The organism is Pseudarthrobacter sp. IC2-21 (assembly GCF_034048115.1).
GTDB classification, from domain to species: Bacteria; Actinomycetota; Actinomycetes; order Actinomycetales; family Micrococcaceae; genus Arthrobacter; species Arthrobacter naphthalenicus.
Map to the genome: position 1 here is coordinate 2,292,817 of NZ_CP139145.1, position 16,819 is coordinate 2,309,635.

Below are 16,819 nucleotides of genomic sequence, written 5' to 3' on the forward strand. Positions count from 1 at the left end.
ACCAGGACGGGCCCGCTGAACCACGAACCACGAACCGCGCCCACCCCGTGCTCAACCGATCCGTGCTCAACCGAAGAGGACCGCTGCCTCCAGGTAGCGGTCCTCTGGCACGGTTTTGAGCCGGCCAAGGGCGGCTTCGAAGCCCACATTGACAATGTTGGTGCCGCGCAGGGAGACCATTGTCCCCCAGCGGCCCTCCGCCGCCGACGCCGTGGCCGCCATTCCCAACCTCGTCGCAAGCACCCTGTCTGCGGCAGTCGGGGCGCCACCGCGCTGGATGTGCCCCAGGACGGTGGCCCTGGTCTCAATCCCCGTCATGTGCTGCAGTTCCTGTTCCAGCAAAACTCCGATCCCGCCCAGCCGGGGCCGGCCGAAAGTATCAAGCCCGCGCGGCGAATAGGGCGCTTCGCGGCCCGCAGGGACGAACGCCTCGGCAACCACCACCAGTGGGGCCCGCCCGCGGTGGTAGGCGGACTGCACCCACCGGGCGACCTGCTCCAAGGTGACTCTCTGCTCCGGGATGAGGATGGCGTGGGCGCCTGACGCCATCCCCGCGTGCAGCGCAATCCAGCCGGCGTTCCGGCCCATCACCTCAGCTATCATGCACCGGTGATGTGACTCGCCGGTGGTCCGCAGCCGGTCGATCGCCTCGGTGGCTGTCTGGACCGCCGTGTCGAACCCAAACGTGACGTCGGTGGCGTCAAGGTCGTTGTCAATGGTTTTAGGAACGCCCACAACGTTGATCCCCGCGTCGGAGAGTTCCCGCGCCGCCGCCAGCGTCCCTTCTCCCCCGATGGCCACCAGGCCGTCCACACCCAGTTCTTCAAGGCTCCGGCGCAACGTTTCCGGGCTGCCATCCCTGAGCGGGTTGGTCCGCGACGTGCCGAGCACGGTTCCGCCCAGGCGGGACAACCCCCGCACAGCATGGCGGGGCAGCGGGACAAAATCCCGGTCAAGCACCCCGCGCCAGCCGTCGCGGAACCCGACGAACTCGTAGCCGTAGGTAATGACTCCCCGCAGGACGGCGCCACGGATCACGGCGTTGATTCCGGGACAGTCCCCACCGCTGGTCAGAATGCCCAGGCGGGTCACGAAGCGGATTTCTCTGCGGCCGCGATCACCGGGACGGTTTTGAGGAAAGTGTCCGGGTTGAGCGAAATCGAATCGATGCCGGCCCTCACCAGGAACTCCGCGAAATCGGCGTGGTTGCTCGGACCCTGCCCGCAGATCCCCACCTTGATACCGGCCGCGTGAGCCCGGTCGATGACCTGGCCGATCATCGATGTCACGGCTTCGTCCCTCTCATCGAACAGTCCCGCCAGCTGCTCTGAGTCCCGGTCCACCCCGAGGACAAGCTGGGTCAGGTCATTGGATCCGATGGAGAAACCGTCAAAGAGGCCGGCGAACTCCGAGGCAAGGATGACGTTGGAGGGAATCTCGCACATCATGTACACCTTCAGGCCTTGCTCGCCGCGGACCAGGCCGTTTGCCGCCATCTCCTTGATCACCAGGCCGGCCTCGTGGGGTGTCCGGCAGAACGGGACCATAATGATGACGTTCGTAAACCCGAGGTCCTCCCGCACCCGCTTCAGCGCGCGGCACTCCAGGGCGAACCCTTCGCGGTAGCGCTCGTTGTAGTAGCGCGAGGCCCCGCGAAAGCCCAGCATAGGGTTCTCCTCGGCAACTTCGAAGGAGCCGCCGCCAATCAGGTGGCCGTACTCGTTGCTCTTGAAGTCGCTGAGCCTGACAATCACCGGGTTCGGGTGATAGGGCGCGGCAATTTTTCCGATGCCCGTTGCCAGCACATCAACGAAGTACTCCTGCAGGTCCGGATAGCCGTGCGTGATCTCCCTGATGCGCCCGGCCTCGCCGGGATCCCGTACCCGTTCCGGGTGGACCAGGGCCATGGGATGGATCCGGATGAGGTTACTGATGATAAATTCCATCCTCGCCAAGCCCACGCCCGCCGCCGGCAGGCGCCACCATTGGAAGGCGGCTGAGGGACTGGCGATGTTGACCATCACAGCAGTCCGCGTCTCCGGCAGCGCCCCCAGGTCAACCTGCTCCACGTCGAACGCCAGGGTGCCGGCGTAGACCTGCCCATCCTCTCCCCCGGCGCAGGAAAGCGTGATGGGTTGGCCGTTCTCGAGCACCGAGGTGCCGTTCCCGGTGCCGACGACGGCGGGGACACCCAGTTCCCTGCTGACGATGGCGGCGTGGCTGGTGGGGCCGCCGTGGTCAGTAACAATGCCGGCGGCCCGCTGCATGATGGGAACCCAGTCAGGGTCGGTCATGCGGGTGACCAGGATGGAGCCGTCCCGGAAATCATCGATGTCTTTGGCGTCCCGCACCACGCAGGCGAGGCCGTGCGCGATCGATCCGCCGATCGCCGCGCCTTCCGCCAGCAGCCGCCCCGACTCGCGAAGGTGGTAGACGCTGAACACTGAGCCGCTGCGCCTCGCCTGGACAGTTTCGGGCCGGGCCTGGACCATAAACAGTTCCCCGGTGGCGCCGTCCTTGGCCCACTCCATGTCCATCGGACGGCCGTAGTGGTCCTCCACCGCCACAGCCCAGCGGGCCAGCCGCACCGTCTCGGCATCGGTCAGGACGAAGGACCGGCGTTCCTGGTCCGAGGTATCCACCGTCCTGGTCCGCGCATGGCCGCCGCGGCTGTAGACCATCTTGCGTTCCTTGGCTCCCATGGTCTTTTCGATGATCGGCGTCAGTTCCGGATCAGCCAGCAACGGCTTGAACACCTGGTACTTGTCCGGATTGATGCTTCCCTGAACCACTGTTTCGCCCAGTCCCCACGCAGCACTGATCAGGACACTGCGGGGGAACCCGGACTCTGTGTCGATCGAAAACATCACCCCGGACGCGCCAATGTCTGAGCGCACCATCCGCTGCACCCCGACGGACAGTGCCACCTCCAGGTGGTCGAACCCCTTGATTTCCCGGTACGAGATGGCCCGGTCAGTAAACAGGGAGGCGTAGCAGCGCCTGCAGGCTTCCAGGAGCTCCCGTTCCCCGGAAATGTTCAGGAATGTTTCCTGTTGGCCGGCGAAACTCGCGTCCGGAAGGTCCTCGGCGGTGGCGCTGCTGCGCACAGCCACCGACGCCCTGGCCTGGCCGGTGCGTTCGCACAGTGCCCTGTAGTGTTCCCGGATGGTGGCGGCGATGTCGGGCGGGAACTGGCCTTCGAGAATGAGCTCCCGGATGGCCTCCCCCGCCTCCCGCAGGGTTGCGCGGCCCGCACGGTAGTTCTCAATCGAGGTGCGTATTTGCCCCTCGAGGCCGTTCGCGGCCACAAAGGCACGGTACGCTGCGGCGGTGGTGGCGAAGCCCTCCGGAACCCGGACGCCGGAACTCAGCAGGGAGCGGGTCAGTTCACCCAGCGACGCGTTTTTGCCGCCTACGGCCGGCACGTCGCCCATCCCCACTTCATCGAACCACATCACATGAACGCCAGTTATCGCCGTCGTATCAGCCATGGTTTGATCCTTACGGGACAGATGCTCCAGCATCAGAGTCTTTGGTCCTGCGGACCCCTGGCGGGGAACCGGCGGAGATATCCGGGCGCCGCTACCCACAGGCCGCCGCAGCTTCTTGTGCAGCCAGTCCGCTGCCAGCACCGCAGGGACCGCCAGGGCGGCCATGGCGAATCCGACGGGCGGCGGGGGCAGCTGACCCAGGGCGGCCGCGACGGGACCGACGTAGAGGCACACCGCCAAAGCAGCGAGTTCGGCCAGTACCGCCCAAAGCAGCAGCCGGTTCGTCAGCCAGCCCTGTTTCCAGGGCGGCCGGGTAGCGCTGCGGCACGCGAACGCATTCGCCAGCTGGCCAAGCACCACAGCGGTGAAGGCCGCCCCGGATGCCGCCATCAGCAGCCCCGGATCGTGCGGGCCCCCGCGCATCCAGCCGCCGCTGAACAGCACCACGGAGAATCCCGTCATGGACACCAGGGCTTCCACCGGCCCCAGCACGCAGAACACCCGGAACATCAGCCGGCGGTCCATCAGGTGGCGCCGCTCCGGCGGCCGCTTCAGCACTCCCTTCCCCGGCGGTTCACCGCCGAGGGCAAGTGCCGGCAGCAAATCGGTACCGATGTCCAGGGCGAGGATCTGAAGAACGCCCAGGGCGAGCGGAAACTGGCCGCCGGAGAGTGCCCAGATGATGAAGGGGGTCAGCTCGGCAACGTTGTCGGTCAGGTGATAGGTCAGGAACCGGTGGATGTTGGCGTAGGTGGCGCGTCCCTGTTCAATTGCTGCCACGATGGTCCCGAAGTGGTCATCCAGAAGAACCAGATCGGAGGCTTCGCGGGCCACGTCCGTTCCGCTGAGCCCCATCGCCACCCCGATGTCGGCTTCCTGGAGCGCCGGGCCGTCGTTAACGCCGTCACCGGTCATGGCCACGACGTGACCCCGGCTCTGCAGTGCTCTGGCCACCCGAAGCTTCTGTTCCGGGGAGACCCTGCTGACCACGATGCCGTCCCGGTCCAGCAGGGCACCCAGGATCTGTTCGTCCTCCGGCAGTTCTGCTCCCTCCAGAATCAGTTCGGGTGTTCCCAGCAGTCCAATTTCCCGCGCGATGGCGGCCGCCGTTGCCGGATGGTCCCCCGTGATCATGCCTATCCGGATGCCGGCTTCCCGCGCGGTCCGGATCACCTCGTCCACTCCCTGCCGGGGCGGGTCATGGAGGGCGATCAGCCCCAGCAGGTGAAGGTCCCTTTCGGCTTCCTCCGCCGGGCACTCCAGCCAGTCCCCGGCGCGGCCGGGAAGTTCGCGGCTGGCCACTGCCATCACCCGCAGTCCCCGTGACGCCATCGCCTCCACTTCTTCCGCCGCCGCGTTCGTGGACCCGTTGCAGAGCGGAATGACCGATTCGGGCGCCCCCTTGACGAAGAGCGTGGTGCCGGCGATGACAGATTCGCGACGGCGCCGGGGGTCGAAGGCGAACCTTCGCGCCGGCCTGGCATTCTCAGGCGTTGTCCCGGAAAGGCGGCGGGCCAGGACATCAAGGGCGGCTTCCATGGGGTCGCCGTCCGCTCGCCACTCATCGCCGTGTTGAACGGCCCGGCCCTGGGAGGCTGCACGTGCTGCGAGCGCCGTGCGGGTTGCTGCGCCCACCGCCTGCCCCTCGATCCGGGCAACCGGCAGGTATCCCTCCCCGGCCACCTTCACCCGGCCCTCAGCGGTGAAGACTTCGACGGCGTTCATCCGGTTCTGCGTCAGGGTTCCTGTCTTGTCAGTACAGATGAACGTGGTGGACCCCAGGGTTTCCACCGCCTCCAGGTTGCGGACCAGCGCGTTCCGGGCCGCCATCCGCTGCGCACCCATGGCGAGGGACAGCGTGACAGTTGGCAGCAGCCCCTCCGGAACCAGGGCAACCGCCACTCCGATGGCGAAGAGGAAGGCGGCACTCCACGGGATGCCCACCAGCAACGACACCAGGAAGAAAACCCCGGCGACGGCCAGTGCAACCCCGGCTATGAGCCGGACGATCCGGCGGAGTTCACGCGCCAGGGGCGTTGGGGGCGAGACGGTGCCGCTGGTCAGCTTGGCGATTCCGGCCAGCCTCGTGTTTGCGCCGGTGTGGGTCACAACCGCTTCCGCCGCGCCGTTGACAAGGAACGTCCCGCCCCAGGCAGGCTCGCCGCTGCCCTTCTGCACCGCTTCGCTTTCCCCTGTCAGCAGGGACTCGTCCACGGCGCAGCCGGAACCAAGAACCAGGACGACGTCGGCCGGCACCCTGTCACCCGCTGTCAGAATGACGGCGTCACCCGGGACCAGTTCGCTGGCGGCAATCCTGCGGGTCTGGCCGTCCCGGCGGACGGAGACCTCGGCCGGCAGCAGCCCGCGGAGTTTTTCGGCCGCGTGCTGTGCGCGTTCCTGCTGGATGTGGGCGAAGATTCCGTTGACCAGCACCACCACGATGATGGCAACGCCCAATTCCGGCATTCCTCCGACGAACGCCAGCACCGAGGCGCACCAGAGCATCAGGGCAAAAAAATGCGTCAGCTCACCGAGGAGTTTGCGCCACTGCGGCACGGGCTTCGCTTCGGGAAGTACGTTGGGTCCCGATTCCCGCAGCAACGCCGCGGCACGCCCGGAGCTCAACCCGGTCGCCTCCAGCCCGGATTGCGGCGGCCCCTCGCGTGGTGCCACTGCTACTCCGTGTTCCCCGCGTGGTTAAGCGCTGGTTTGGGGGAAAGGGTGAATTGCCGGGTCTGGCCGGCACGGATGAGGGTGCGTTCGGAGCCGACCTGCAGCCAGATGGCGGGCGCATCTCCGGGGGCCGCCGCCAGGGTTAGCAGGCCGTGTTCCAGGTGGACTGCGAGCAGATGGTCCCGGTAGCGGACTTGGAACGACACTGACCTGATCCCCTGGGGCATCTTCGGTGCGAAGAGGAGTCCTTCGCCGGTGAACCTGAGGCCGGCGAAGCTTCGCTGCACCACGTCGATGGTTCCTGCCATCGCGCCGAGATGTATCCCTGTGCGGGTGGTGCCGCCCTGGGTGTCATCAAGGTCTGCGCTCAGGGCTTCACGGAAGGTATTCCAGGCCCGCTCCGGATCCTTTGCCGCCAGGACGGAGGCGTGCGCCACCCGGCTGAGGGTGGAGCCGTGCGCTGTGCGGGCGAGGTAGTAATCGACGGTTGCTTCAATCTGGGCGGCGGAGATGTCGTAGCCCAGACCGGCCAAAAACCGCGTCAGTTCCTTTTCGCCCAGGACGTAGAGCAGCATCAGCACATCGGCCTGCTTGGCCAGGCGGTACCGGTTGGTGCTGTCCCCCTCCGCTTCCAGGATCAGGTCCAGGCGCTCGATGTTTGTGTAGACGGTGCGGTAGCGGTCCCAGTCCAGTTCCTGCAGTTGTTCGTACCCGGCAAACTGGCTGATGATGCCGTCGTGGAACGGTACGAACATCCGTTGGCTGAGGTGCTTCCACCGTGCTACTTCCGAGGGGCCAACGGCCAGGCGTCCCTGGAGCTCCTCGAGGTCGTGGCCCTGCAGCGTTGTCATGATGGCGCAGGCCTGGGCACAGACCCACGCGGCCAGCACGTTTGTGTAGGCGTTGTCGTCCAGGCCGGCACCGTCTTTGTCCGGATGGCCTGTGTGATATTCATCCGGCCCCATGATTCCGCGAAGATGGAACCGGTCCTCCTCCCGGTCGTGTTCGGCCATGGAAGTCATCAGGCGTGCCACGTCCACTATCAGCTCGGCGCCGTGGCGCAGGAGCCATTCCCTGTCCTGGGTGGCCAGAAAGTACTGCCACGCGTTGAAGGCGACGGCGAGGCCGGCATGCCGCTGAAGATGTGAGTAGTCCGGTACCCACCGGCCGGAGCGCCGGTTGAAGAGCCAGAGCGGAGTCTCCTCCCTTCCGTCACTGCCGCTCTGCCAGGGGAAGAGCGCGCCGCGCAGCCCTGCCGTCGCAGCCGCCTCTCTGGCGGCTGGAAGCCTGCGCCAGCGGTAGTTGATCACGGAACGCGCCACGAAAGGCATCCTGGAGGTGAGGAGGGGGAGGACGAACAGTTCGTCCCAGAACACGTGGCCACGGTAGCCCTCCCCGTGGAGCCCGCGCGCGGGCACGCCTGCGTCCTGCTCGGCAGTGTGCGGGCTGAGCGTCTGCAGCAAATGGAAAACATGAAGGTTCACGATGAGCTGCACCTCGGGGCTGCCGTCAATCTCGATGGCGAACAGGGCCAGGAGCCTGCCCCAGACGGCCTCGTGTTCGGAGAGCAACTGCTCGAAGTCGGGGCTGGCTGTCCTTAGCACGGACCGGGCAGCCACGGCCGGCGAGGAGATCGCGTGGTCACGGGACGTGACCACTGCCGCCGTCCGCGTGATCACCACGGGTGCCGCGTCAGCCAGCTCAAGGCGCCACGCCCGGAAGGAGAGCCCTTCCTCCTCCCCCGGCGCGCCGTCGTCGTTCTTCCCGGAGATTTCGGTGCGCACAGCGGTGGCGATGCGGATGTGGCTTTGGCTCGTTTCCACTTCCACAACCTGAACCGGCTCAGCCGGGTCTGGAGCACCCAGCCGGACCAGGTGGTGGTGGGACAGGAGCGCGTCTTCCGGGACGTTCTCATTGGTGACTCCACAGTCCACTCCGCTGCGGATCTCCACCGCGCCGCTCCACCCCACCGCCGTCACTGTGGTGTTCAGGGCCATGAGATGCGGCTGAGCCATGGAGACGAACCTGCGCTGGTTCACCGCCAGCCGCCGCCCGTCCTGTGTTTCCAGCAGAACGTCCCGTTCCAGGGTGGCCCGGCGCATGTCCAGGACCCGCCGTTCCCTCAGGACCTTCAGGCCGCCCCTGGACCACCAGTCCGAACCCTCCAGCCGGACGTCCACCACCAGCCAGTTGGGGGCATTGACCATGTGCTCGTCCTCCACGTCCTGGCCCTGGACGTTGCTTACCAGTCTGTTGTAGACCCCCGCCAGGTAGGTGCCGGGGTAGTGGATTTCGTTCATCCTGCTCTCGGGAGCGGCGCCGCGGACGGCCAGGTAGCCGTTCCCCAGGGTGGTCAGCGCTTCCCGGTGACCCTCATGGGCGGGGTCGTAGCCTTCGTAAATGAGGCGCCACGGATCGGTGAGGACCCGTCCGAGGTCCAGTTGCCCCACGTCCGTCAGCACAACGTCGGCTCCCGCCGCTTCAAGGTCGGCCCGCCTGTCGGCCCGGTCGATGCCGACCACCAGGCCGAAGCCGCCGCGCCGGGCGGCCTCCACCCCGGCGACGGCGTCCTCAATCACCACGGCGCGGGCCGGCGGGACGCCCAAACGGTGCACGATCTCAAGGAGCACTGCGGGATCGGGCTTGCCGGGAAGCCCCAGCTCGGCGGCGATGACCCCGCCCATCACGAGGTCGAAAGTGCCGGACAGGCCAGCAGCCGCCAGCACGGCGGACGCGTTCCGGCTCGATGTTGCCACGGCCACAGGTATCTGGGCGGCGCGCAGCCTTTCGATCAGGGCCAGTGTTCCCGGGAACGTGCGGACACCATCGCGTCCCAGCAGTTCTTTGAAGATCCGGTCCTTTTGCCTGGCGAGGCCATAAACCGTCAGCTCTCCCGGCGCATCCCCCGGTTTGCCGTCCGGCAGGATGATTCCGCGGGAGGCCAGGAAGGACCGGACGCCGTCTTCACGCGGTTTGCCGTCAACGTAGTCCAGGTAGTCGGCCGCGGTGAATGACCTTTTTCCCGGCTTCCCCGTCAGCCGCGGATCGGCCAGCAGCTGATCGAAGAGTTGTTTCCAGGCCGCCTCATGCACGGTTGCCGTGTCCGTTACCACCCCGTCCAGATCGAAAATCACTGCATCAAATGGTGACAACGCCGCTGACGCCGTGGGTGATTCAGCCATGGCGCGCCACTCAGAGCCCGCTTCGGGCAGCGGGCGGTCCCGGCTTGTCCGGCCGCCGGTGCGGGCCGCCACGGTAAAATCGACGCTTAGTGATCACAGCCCCTTGACCTTCCCGAAGACGCGATGGAAGCGGCCGTGCTTGCCTCCGCTGGCAGGAAAAGGGGCGGCTGGCCGCGGTACCCGTGCCCACTCAAACACGCGGCCCCCGGTCCCGGCAGAGGCTTTGGTCCTACGAACGGGTAGCCAGGACCCCGCGAAGCAGGTAGCCGCTACTCGTGTGTCCCTCCACGCCAGTGCCTACTGTGATGAACGGGGTCGGCGGTGTGTGATGCGTACCGAGACCGTACGCACCGCCCCCAGCCACCGCCGGCCCCCTCATCAACGTGACGCGGCCCGCCAGGTTCAGGATCAGCCCCGGGTGCGGGTGAACAGGCCGCCGATGAGTCCCGCGAGCGCTGCCGGCAAAGCGATAAGGCCGGCGATCTGAGGGGTCACGGACGGTACCGTCATGATCATGATCGCCATGCCCACCAGGACTGCCGGCGAGGCCACGCAGACCGTCACCCACAGGGGATTTCCACGCACCTGCGACCAAATGGCTGCGGCGAGGGACATCACAGCCCCGGCCAGCATCACCAGCCGCCCCACGCGCAGCCGCTCGATGAACTCCGGCGTCGTAGCGTAGGCGAAAAACGTTGTCCGCTCGAGGGCAATGACTGTGACGATGATGGCGCCAACAACCAGAGCTGCCCACGGGAGCGACCGTCCCCTCCACCAGGGCCGGACCACATAGCGTTCGTTGCCATTCTGCGAACTCGTCACAAGGCGAGCCTAGCGGCCCCGGGGATGCCAGCCCAGACGGATCCCAAGCAGCAGGGTCACCGGCAGGGCGGTCACCACGTGGATCATAAAAAGCTGTTGACTGGCCTGCGTGCCGGGGTCGAAACTTTGGGAATGACCAACGAACCTGAAGCCCGGGCGCTCATGGAAGTTATGGATCGTCTGACCGAACGCTTCCCCGAAAAGGAGCGGTCGGCTATAGAGCAAATCGTTGCCGAAGAGCACGAATTGCTCGACGACGGTCCGATCCGGGACTACGTTCCGGTCCTGGTCGAACGGGCCGCCAAGCTGCGCCTCGCGAATTCTTAAGGCCCCGGGCAGACCTTTGCCGGTTCGTTTTCGGCGGTCATCCCGGTTAGAGTATTAGGTACGTAAGGGAGTATTCCGAAGCGTTGCATACGTCAACACGTCAGGCACAGATGCCTGGCCGGGTGCAACGGCCAGCCGGACGGCGGGCGGAGAGACTTACCCGGCTCTTTGCTACCCACCTTACGAAAGCGGGCACACGTTGACTGTTTCTCCCCTGGTCTGGGGCATTACCATTGTGGTCATTCTGGCCCTCCTGGCCTTTGATTACTTCTTCCACATCCGGAAAGCCCACGTTCCCACGCTCAAGGAAGCGGCCATCTGGTCCGGCCTCTATGTAGGAATCGCCCTGGTCTTCGGCATCCTGGTCCTGGTCTTCGGCGGCCCGGCCATGGGCTCGGAGTATTTCGCCGGGTACATCACCGAGAAGGCGCTCTCGGTGGACAACCTGTTTGTCTTCCTGATCATCATTGCCAGCTTCCGTGTTCCCCGGGAAGATCAGCAGAAGGTGCTGCTGTTCGGCATTGTGTTCTCGCTCATTGCCCGCACCGGATTCATTTTCCTCGGCGCCGCGCTGATCAACTCCTTCGCCTGGGTCTTCTACGCGTTCGGCCTGATCCTGCTGCTCACGGCCGGGAACCTGCTCAAACCCGATGCCGAGCACGGCAGCGAGGCGGACAACTTCATCATCCGCCTGGCCCGCAAGTTCTTCCACACCACCGATCATTACGACGGCGACAAGCTCTTCACCATGGAGAACGGCAAAAAGGTCCTGACTCCCATGCTGCTGGTCATGGTGGCCATCGGCGGCACGGACATCCTGTTTGCCCTCGATTCGATCCCGGCGATCTTCGGCCTGACCCAGAACGTCTACATTGTCTTCACCGCAACGGCCTACTCGCTGATGGGCCTGCGCCAGCTGTACTTCCTGATTGACGGACTGCTGGACCGGTTGATCTACCTCTCCTACGGACTGGCAGCGATCCTGGCCTTCATCGGCGTCAAACTCATCCTGCACGCCCTGCACGAGAACAACCTCCCGTTCATCAACGACGGCCAGCCGGTCCCGGTCTTTGAAATCACCACCGGCCTTTCCCTGACGGTCATCATCGGCACGCTGGTCATCACGGTGGTGGCATCGCTGCTGAGCAAGGCAGGCAAGGCGCAGACCGCCATCAACAACGCGCGCCGGCACGCTGTCAGCTACCTGGACCTCGGCTACACTGCGGATCCCGCCGAGCGCGAACGTATTTACAACGCCCTGCTGAACGAAGTTCGGCAGATCGAGGAGATGGACCCGAAGTACCGCAACAAAGCCAAGGACGTGGAAGCCATCCGCGCCGAGGTGGCCGAAGCGCACCGGCAACACGCCCTGTACCTGGCGCGGTGACCTTTCCGCCGGTGGAGGCCTAGCCCGTCACCAGGTTCACCAACTCGTGTTTCTCCGGGTTGACCTCCACCGGCAGGTTCGGCCTGACATTGTAAGCATCCGCCGGCCGGGCGGATTGATCCCGCGGACAGGGCCGGCAGGGGCGATTTTACGCCCCTGCCGGCAGCACTGACAGGGGCGCGGAAAAGGACTTCAGCACCCCGACCTGGCCGGCTCTTGCCCTCCCACGCCGCGGCGCGTATGAGAGAGGCATGGGTTCGAAGAGAAATGACCTCCATGGACGAGTGGCAGTGGTGACCGGCTCCAGCCGCGGTCTGGGGTTTGCGATGGCGCGGCTTCTGGGGCGGCAGGGTGCAACGGTGGTTTTGGCGGCCAGGTCGGAGGCCGGCGTCGCGGCCGCCGTCGAGCGGTTGGATGCGGAGGGGATCGCGGTGTCCGGACGTCGCTGCGACGTCGGTGACCTGGCCGACGTCGAGGATCTGCGTGACGAGGCCAGGAACCGCGGGACACTCGACATCTGGGTCAACAACGCCGGAACCTCCGGTGTCTTCGGGCCCACGGCCGGCACCCCGGCCGATGACTTCGCACGAGTGGTGCGCACCAACATCCTCGGCACCTTCCACGGCTCACGGGTGGCGTTGCCGGTGTTCCTCGACCAAGGCCACGGCGACCTCGTTAACGTTTATGGCCAGGGCGACCACGGGCCGGTGGCGCTGCAGAATGCTTACGCGTCCAGCAAACGGTGGGTCCGCCAGTTCACCGAGACGCTGCGGCGTGAAACCCGGGGCACCGGGGTGCGGGTACACGGCATGAACCTTGGCCTGGTGATGACGGACCTGCTCGGGCGGGTCACGTCCCAGCCCGGCTATGAGGACCGCCTGGGCGGCCTGCAGGTCGTCGTCGGCCTATGGGGGCAGACACCCGACGACGCCGCGCGCCCGCTCCTGGACCTCGTCACCTCGGACGCCGCCGAGTTCCGGTCCCTCACCACCCGGACCCTGGTAACGCGCTGGACATCACCGTACTTGGCACCCAGGGCAAGGACTGACCGGGCGATCGGGGAGTCCGCCACTGCCGGGCTGCCGGGGCGTGCCGTTGTGCGGGATCAGTTATTCCGACGGCGGCGTGAACTGGCTGGCAGTGAACTCCGCGCCTTGAGGATCCCGGATCAGTGCCGTCCGCGTCCATTCATTGTCGCTCTGGCCCACAACGGTGGCGCCGAGGAGTTCGGCTTCAACCACCGTCCGGTCGCGGTCGGCTACGGTGAAAGAGACGTGCCAGTGCGGCGGTTCGCCGGGGGCAACACCCGCGATCCAGGCGATTGCGTCCTCGAAGCCGGGCGGGGCGTCCAGCCCTGACTGCCGTGCCCGGATGTCCGGATCAGCTGTGGCCTCCAAATGATCCCCATAGCCGGGCCTGCGGATCATCAGCCCGAAGCCGAGGTTGTCCACTTCCCAACCGAAAGCCTGCTCATAGAAGGCAACCGCTCCGTCCGGGTCCGGGGTGTGCAGATCGCTGAAATTCCAGCTGCCTGGCTGGTTGACAACTTGTGCCCCCAGACGCAGCCTGGCTTGCCAAATGCGGAACTCGGCGCCGCCGGGATCGATCAGCGCCGCACTTCGGCCGCCCTCCCCCGCATCGGCGGCCGCCGCGCTCACCCTGGCGCCGGCGTCGGCTAACCGCATCACTGCCGCATCCGCATCGTCAACGGACACGTAGGTATTCCACCTTGCGGCAGCCCCCTGGGCGCCGCCCATCCCGCAGACGTCCTGGCCGTCGAGTGTGCCGATCAGGTAGCGCCCGGGGGCTCCCGGCGGCATGACGTCCCGGAAGGCCCAGCCGAAAAGTCCACTGTAGAACTCGACGGCGGCCTCGACGTCGGGCTGCTCGGTATCGATCCAACAGGGGACACCGTGCGGGTAGGTCCGTGCGGTCATGACTGGCTCCCGTCCATGGCGAAAAGCCTAGCGAGCCCGGCACCCCGGGCGGGAGGGACTAATGACTCTCCCGTCGGTCTGGGCGGCGGCGCACAGTTGAGGAACGCGCAGGAGTCAGGAGTCAGGGACCATGGAAGAAAGCAAGGACGAGGCCGCCGAAGCACACGCGCTCCAGGCAGTCGAGCGCCATCATGCTGCGATGCTGAAGCAGCTCACCGGGCTGGTAGCTGCGCTGATGGCGGCCGTTGAGGCCAGCGATGCCGCTACCGAGGGCGTTGCCCGCGCGAAGCTCTTGGATTGGTGTGAGAACGAGCTTGTTCCGCATGCCTTGGCCGAAGAAGGTCCCTTGTACGGCGGGCCGCGCGCCACCCCGGAGGGGAGGCTGCTGGTCGAGGGGATGCTGGCCGAGCACCGGGTGATCGTCAGTCTTGTGGAGGAACTGCGGACGTCCACCGGCCTTGCTGCGGCAGTGGCGGGCGCCATCATCCAGCGTTTGTTTGCGCTGCATCTGGAGAAGGAAAACGGCCTCCTGATGCCTTTTATTGCCGCTTCCCCGGACATGTCCCTAGCCGAGGCAGTGGAGGGGTTGCATGAGTTGGTCGGCGGAACTGCCGGCCACCACCCGGAGGCGCACGGCGCGGGCCACCGCCCTGGTTAACTTGCGGGCCGCCGTCGTTATGCGTCAGTGACTGGCCCGGTTCATTGACCTGCCGGTTCCGCCAGGCGGTCCGCCGGGCGTGCATGGGCAGGCCGGCGGTTCGGGCGGATGATAGTCCCATGCAACGGATCATCGGGTGGCTGGCGTCAGTCATTATCGTCACGCTCATCTTTGGCAGCATCTATGTCACCCTTCAGCAGTTCGGCCGGAGGGCAGTCAATGCGGCACCGGCAGCGGCAGCGGCTGTACGGGTCCAGCAGCCGGGGTCCGGACCAACGGCAGTGCCGCCCCTGGAACTGACGGCCGATAGCGGAGTCTTCGTCATGGTCTTCGGGACGGACAATAAACCCACGTCCAGCACAGTGGCCCTGCACGGGGAACTACCCGTCGTTCCTGCGGGCGTGCTGGAGACGGCAAGAAGTCTGGGATCCGACACCGTCACGTGGCAGCCCGAACCGGGACTCCGGATGGCGGTGGTGGCGCGGCAGGCGCCGGGAGGGGTAGTGGTCGCCGGGCAGTCCCTGACGCCTTTTGAGGACAGTGACAGGATGAGCCAGCTGTTCCTGGGGGCCGGCTGGCTGGGCAGCATGGTGGTCCTTGCCACAGCTTACGGTTCCATGGCCCTCATCAGGCGCCGCCAGGACATTGTTCACAGTGCCGTCTTGAAGGAAGGACCCCATGAACAAGACCCGGCTTGAGGCGTTCAGCGATGGCGTGCTTGCCATCATTATCACCATCATGGTGCTGGAACTGCACACGCCCGAGGAACCGACGTGGCATGGATTTGCCGCTGTCATGCCCACGTTCCTCAGTTACCTGCTCAGTTTCGTCTACGTGGGAATTTACTGGAACAACCACCACCACATGATCCAACTGGCCGGGAGGGTCAACGGTGCCATCCTGTGGGCCAACCTGCACCTGTTGTTCTGGCTCTCGCTTTTCCCCTTCAGCACCCGCTGGATGGATGAATCCGCCTTCGTGCAGGTTCCGGTCCTGATCTACGGCCTCAATCTGCTCTGCGCCTCCATCGCCTACTACATCCTGCAACAGGCACTGATCCGCCAGCAGGGCAGGGACGGCGCCCTCGCCCAGGCCGTCGGCAGGGACTGGAAGGGCAAGGCTTCGCCGCTGATCTACATCGCCGGCATTGCCACCGGAATTGTCCAACCGTTGCTCGGAATCGCCGTTTACACCGTGGTGGCGCTGATCTGGCTGGTGCCGGACCGCCGGGTTGAGCATTTCGTCACCCGGGCGCACCAGGACGACGGCGTTGCTGACCAGGCCGGGGATAACCGCGCCCAGGGTGAACGCAGTTAGCTCTGCCGCCCGCATGCCTCGACCCGGGCTGCTTTCCTCGGCGCGGGGATGCCTAGGCTGAAGCCGCCTTCCTGTTCCTGCCTTGGTAGAGGCGGCGGTAGCTTGACGGCGTTGTCTTGAACTTGCGGGCGAAGTGCATCCGGAAGTTTGCGGTTGTTCCCAGGCCGGTCCTTGCCGCCACAGCCTGCACCGTCAGGCCGGTGGTTTCCAGGAGCCGGGATGCTTCCGCCAGGCGCTGATCGTTCAGCCACGTCAGAGGTGTCATTCCTGCTTCGGCCGTGAACTTCCGGGCGAAGCTCCTGGGGGCCCAGCCGGCATGTTGAGCCATCCCGTCCACTGTGAGCGGCTCGGCAAGGTGCCGCCGGGCCCACGCACAGGTGTCCGCGAAGAGGGCCAGCGGCGCGGCGACTGCACGCTCCATGAACTGGACCTGGCCACCTTCCCGGTGAGGCGCCACCACCATCCTCCGGGCAATGCTGTTGGCTGCCTCAGTTCCAAAGTCCTTTCGGACCAGATGCAGGCAGAGGTCAATGCCCGCGGCCACCCCGGCGCTGGTGCTGACGTTGCCGTGGTCTATGTACAGGACGTCCGCATCGACGGTGACTTCCGGGTACAGGGTTTGGAGGCGTTCGGCGTTTCTCCAGTGGGTGGTGGCGCGTTTGCCATCCAGCAGGCCCGCAGCGGCCAGGGCGAAAGCACCGGTGCATACGGACACAACACGGACTCCGTTGTCCGCTGCCTGCCGGAGTGCCTCGCAGACCTCGGCGGGCGGATCATTGAGCGGTTCGTAGCCGGGCACCACCACGGTATCCGCAGACAGGATCTCCTCCAGGCCATTCGTCGCCTGGATGGAGAACCCGGAGGTCGTCGGCACCAGGCCGGGCCGGGCCGCACAGATCCGGAACGAGTACCGGCCCCGCTCATCCTCATGGCCGAAAACCTGCGCGGGGATGGCAAGATCGAACGCGACCACCTCCGGCAGCGCCAGCGCGACGACTCGGTGCATAGGGCCACTGTACTCACGA

The 16,819-nt window shown here is 66.0% G+C and carries 11 protein-coding genes and 2 pseudogenes; 6 read left to right on the plus strand and 7 right to left on the minus strand.

Features of this window, described 5'->3' with window-relative positions:
• Window positions 1-66: 66 nt before the first annotated feature.
• From SBP01_RS10565 to SBP01_RS10585, 5 genes and pseudogenes are all read right to left on the minus strand, one after another.
• The gene (locus SBP01_RS10565) at window positions 67-1,092 is read right to left on the minus strand and encodes an ATP-dependent 6-phosphofructokinase (RefSeq protein ID WP_320535749.1); all 1,026 of its coding nucleotides are present in this window, start codon (window positions 1,090-1,092) and stop codon (window positions 67-69) included.
• Window positions 1,089-3,491 carry a phosphoenolpyruvate synthase gene (gene ppsA / locus SBP01_RS10570; RefSeq protein WP_320538323.1) on the minus strand — a complete coding sequence of 801 codons (2,403 nt, stop codon included), beginning with the start codon at window positions 3,489-3,491 and terminating at the stop codon, window positions 1,089-1,091. The genes SBP01_RS10565 and ppsA overlap by 4 nt, the downstream gene beginning before the upstream one ends.
• Before the next feature lie 102 nt (window positions 3,492-3,593).
• Window positions 3,594-6,131, minus strand: a pseudogene (locus SBP01_RS10575) (cation-translocating P-type ATPase); the annotation flags it as partial.
• A gap of 35 nt (window positions 6,132-6,166) precedes the next feature.
• Window positions 6,167-9,418 (minus strand): beta-phosphoglucomutase family hydrolase, encoded by a 3,252-nt coding sequence (locus tag SBP01_RS10580; protein WP_320535750.1) that lies wholly within the window; start codon window positions 9,416-9,418, stop codon window positions 6,167-6,169.
• 336 nt (window positions 9,419-9,754) lie between these two features.
• Complete coding sequence (locus SBP01_RS10585) at window positions 9,755-10,168, minus strand: hypothetical protein (RefSeq protein WP_275214154.1); 414 nt, start codon at window positions 10,166-10,168, stop codon at window positions 9,755-9,757.
• 132 nt (window positions 10,169-10,300) lie between these two features.
• Between SBP01_RS10585 and SBP01_RS10590 the strand changes: the two genes are divergently transcribed.
• The 3 genes and pseudogenes from SBP01_RS10590 to SBP01_RS10600 all read left to right on the plus strand — a co-directional run.
• On the plus strand, window positions 10,301-10,495 hold the full coding sequence (locus SBP01_RS10590; protein ID WP_275214153.1) for a three-helix bundle dimerization domain-containing protein: 195 nt from the start codon (window positions 10,301-10,303) through the stop codon (window positions 10,493-10,495).
• 199 nt (window positions 10,496-10,694) lie between these two features.
• The gene (locus tag SBP01_RS10595) at window positions 10,695-11,882 is read left to right on the plus strand and encodes a TerC family protein (protein WP_320535751.1); all 1,188 of its coding nucleotides are present in this window, start codon (window positions 10,695-10,697) and stop codon (window positions 11,880-11,882) included.
• A gap of 326 nt (window positions 11,883-12,208) precedes the next feature.
• Window positions 12,209-12,778, plus strand: a pseudogene (locus SBP01_RS10600) (SDR family oxidoreductase); the annotation flags it as partial.
• A gap of 213 nt (window positions 12,779-12,991) precedes the next feature.
• Here SBP01_RS10600 and SBP01_RS10605 read toward each other — a convergent pair.
• The gene (locus SBP01_RS10605; protein ID WP_320535752.1) at window positions 12,992-13,819 is read right to left on the minus strand and encodes a VOC family protein; all 828 of its coding nucleotides are present in this window, start codon (window positions 13,817-13,819) and stop codon (window positions 12,992-12,994) included.
• Window positions 13,820-13,949: 130 nt separating this feature from the next.
• Here SBP01_RS10605 and SBP01_RS10610 point away from each other — a divergent pair, with 130 nt between their 5' ends.
• The 3 genes from SBP01_RS10610 (at window position 13,950) to SBP01_RS10620 (ending at window position 15,794) form a co-directional block, all read left to right on the plus strand.
• Complete coding sequence (locus tag SBP01_RS10610) at window positions 13,950-14,477, plus strand: hemerythrin domain-containing protein (RefSeq protein ID WP_320535753.1); 528 nt, start codon at window positions 13,950-13,952, stop codon at window positions 14,475-14,477.
• Window positions 14,478-14,596: 119 nt separating this feature from the next.
• Window positions 14,597-15,175, plus strand: coding sequence for a hypothetical protein (locus SBP01_RS10615; protein WP_320535755.1), 579 nt, complete (start codon window positions 14,597-14,599; stop codon window positions 15,173-15,175).
• On the plus strand, window positions 15,156-15,794 hold the full coding sequence (locus SBP01_RS10620; protein ID WP_320535756.1) for a TMEM175 family protein: 639 nt from the start codon (window positions 15,156-15,158) through the stop codon (window positions 15,792-15,794). Before SBP01_RS10615 ends, SBP01_RS10620 begins: the two co-directional genes overlap by 20 nt.
• Window positions 15,795-15,846: 52 nt before the next feature.
• On the opposite strand, the gene SBP01_RS10625 is transcribed toward SBP01_RS10620, so the two are convergent.
• Window positions 15,847-16,800 (minus strand): GlxA family transcriptional regulator, encoded by a 954-nt coding sequence (locus SBP01_RS10625; RefSeq protein WP_320535757.1) that lies wholly within the window; start codon window positions 16,798-16,800, stop codon window positions 15,847-15,849.
• Between the last annotated feature and the right edge of the window lie 19 nt (window positions 16,801-16,819).

Excerpts from the sequence above, each read along its gene's own strand:
- ppsA (WP_320538323.1), bottom strand. The coding sequence starts at position 3,491 with ATGGCTGATACGACGGCGATAACTGGCGTTCATGTGATGTGGTTCGAT.
- SBP01_RS10590 (WP_275214153.1), top strand. The coding sequence starts at position 10,301 with ATGACCAACGAACCTGAAGCCCGGGCGCTCATGGAAGTTATGGATCGT.
- SBP01_RS10605 (WP_320535752.1), bottom strand. The coding sequence starts at position 13,819 with ATGACCGCACGGACCTACCCGCACGGTGTCCCCTGTTGGATCGATACC.
- SBP01_RS10610 (WP_320535753.1), top strand. The coding sequence starts at position 13,950 with ATGGAAGAAAGCAAGGACGAGGCCGCCGAAGCACACGCGCTCCAGGCA.
- SBP01_RS10615 (WP_320535755.1), top strand. The coding sequence starts at position 14,597 with ATGCAACGGATCATCGGGTGGCTGGCGTCAGTCATTATCGTCACGCTC.
- SBP01_RS10620 (WP_320535756.1), top strand. The coding sequence starts at position 15,156 with ATGAACAAGACCCGGCTTGAGGCGTTCAGCGATGGCGTGCTTGCCATC.
- SBP01_RS10625 (WP_320535757.1), bottom strand. The coding sequence starts at position 16,800 with ATGCACCGAGTCGTCGCGCTGGCGCTGCCGGAGGTGGTCGCGTTCGAT.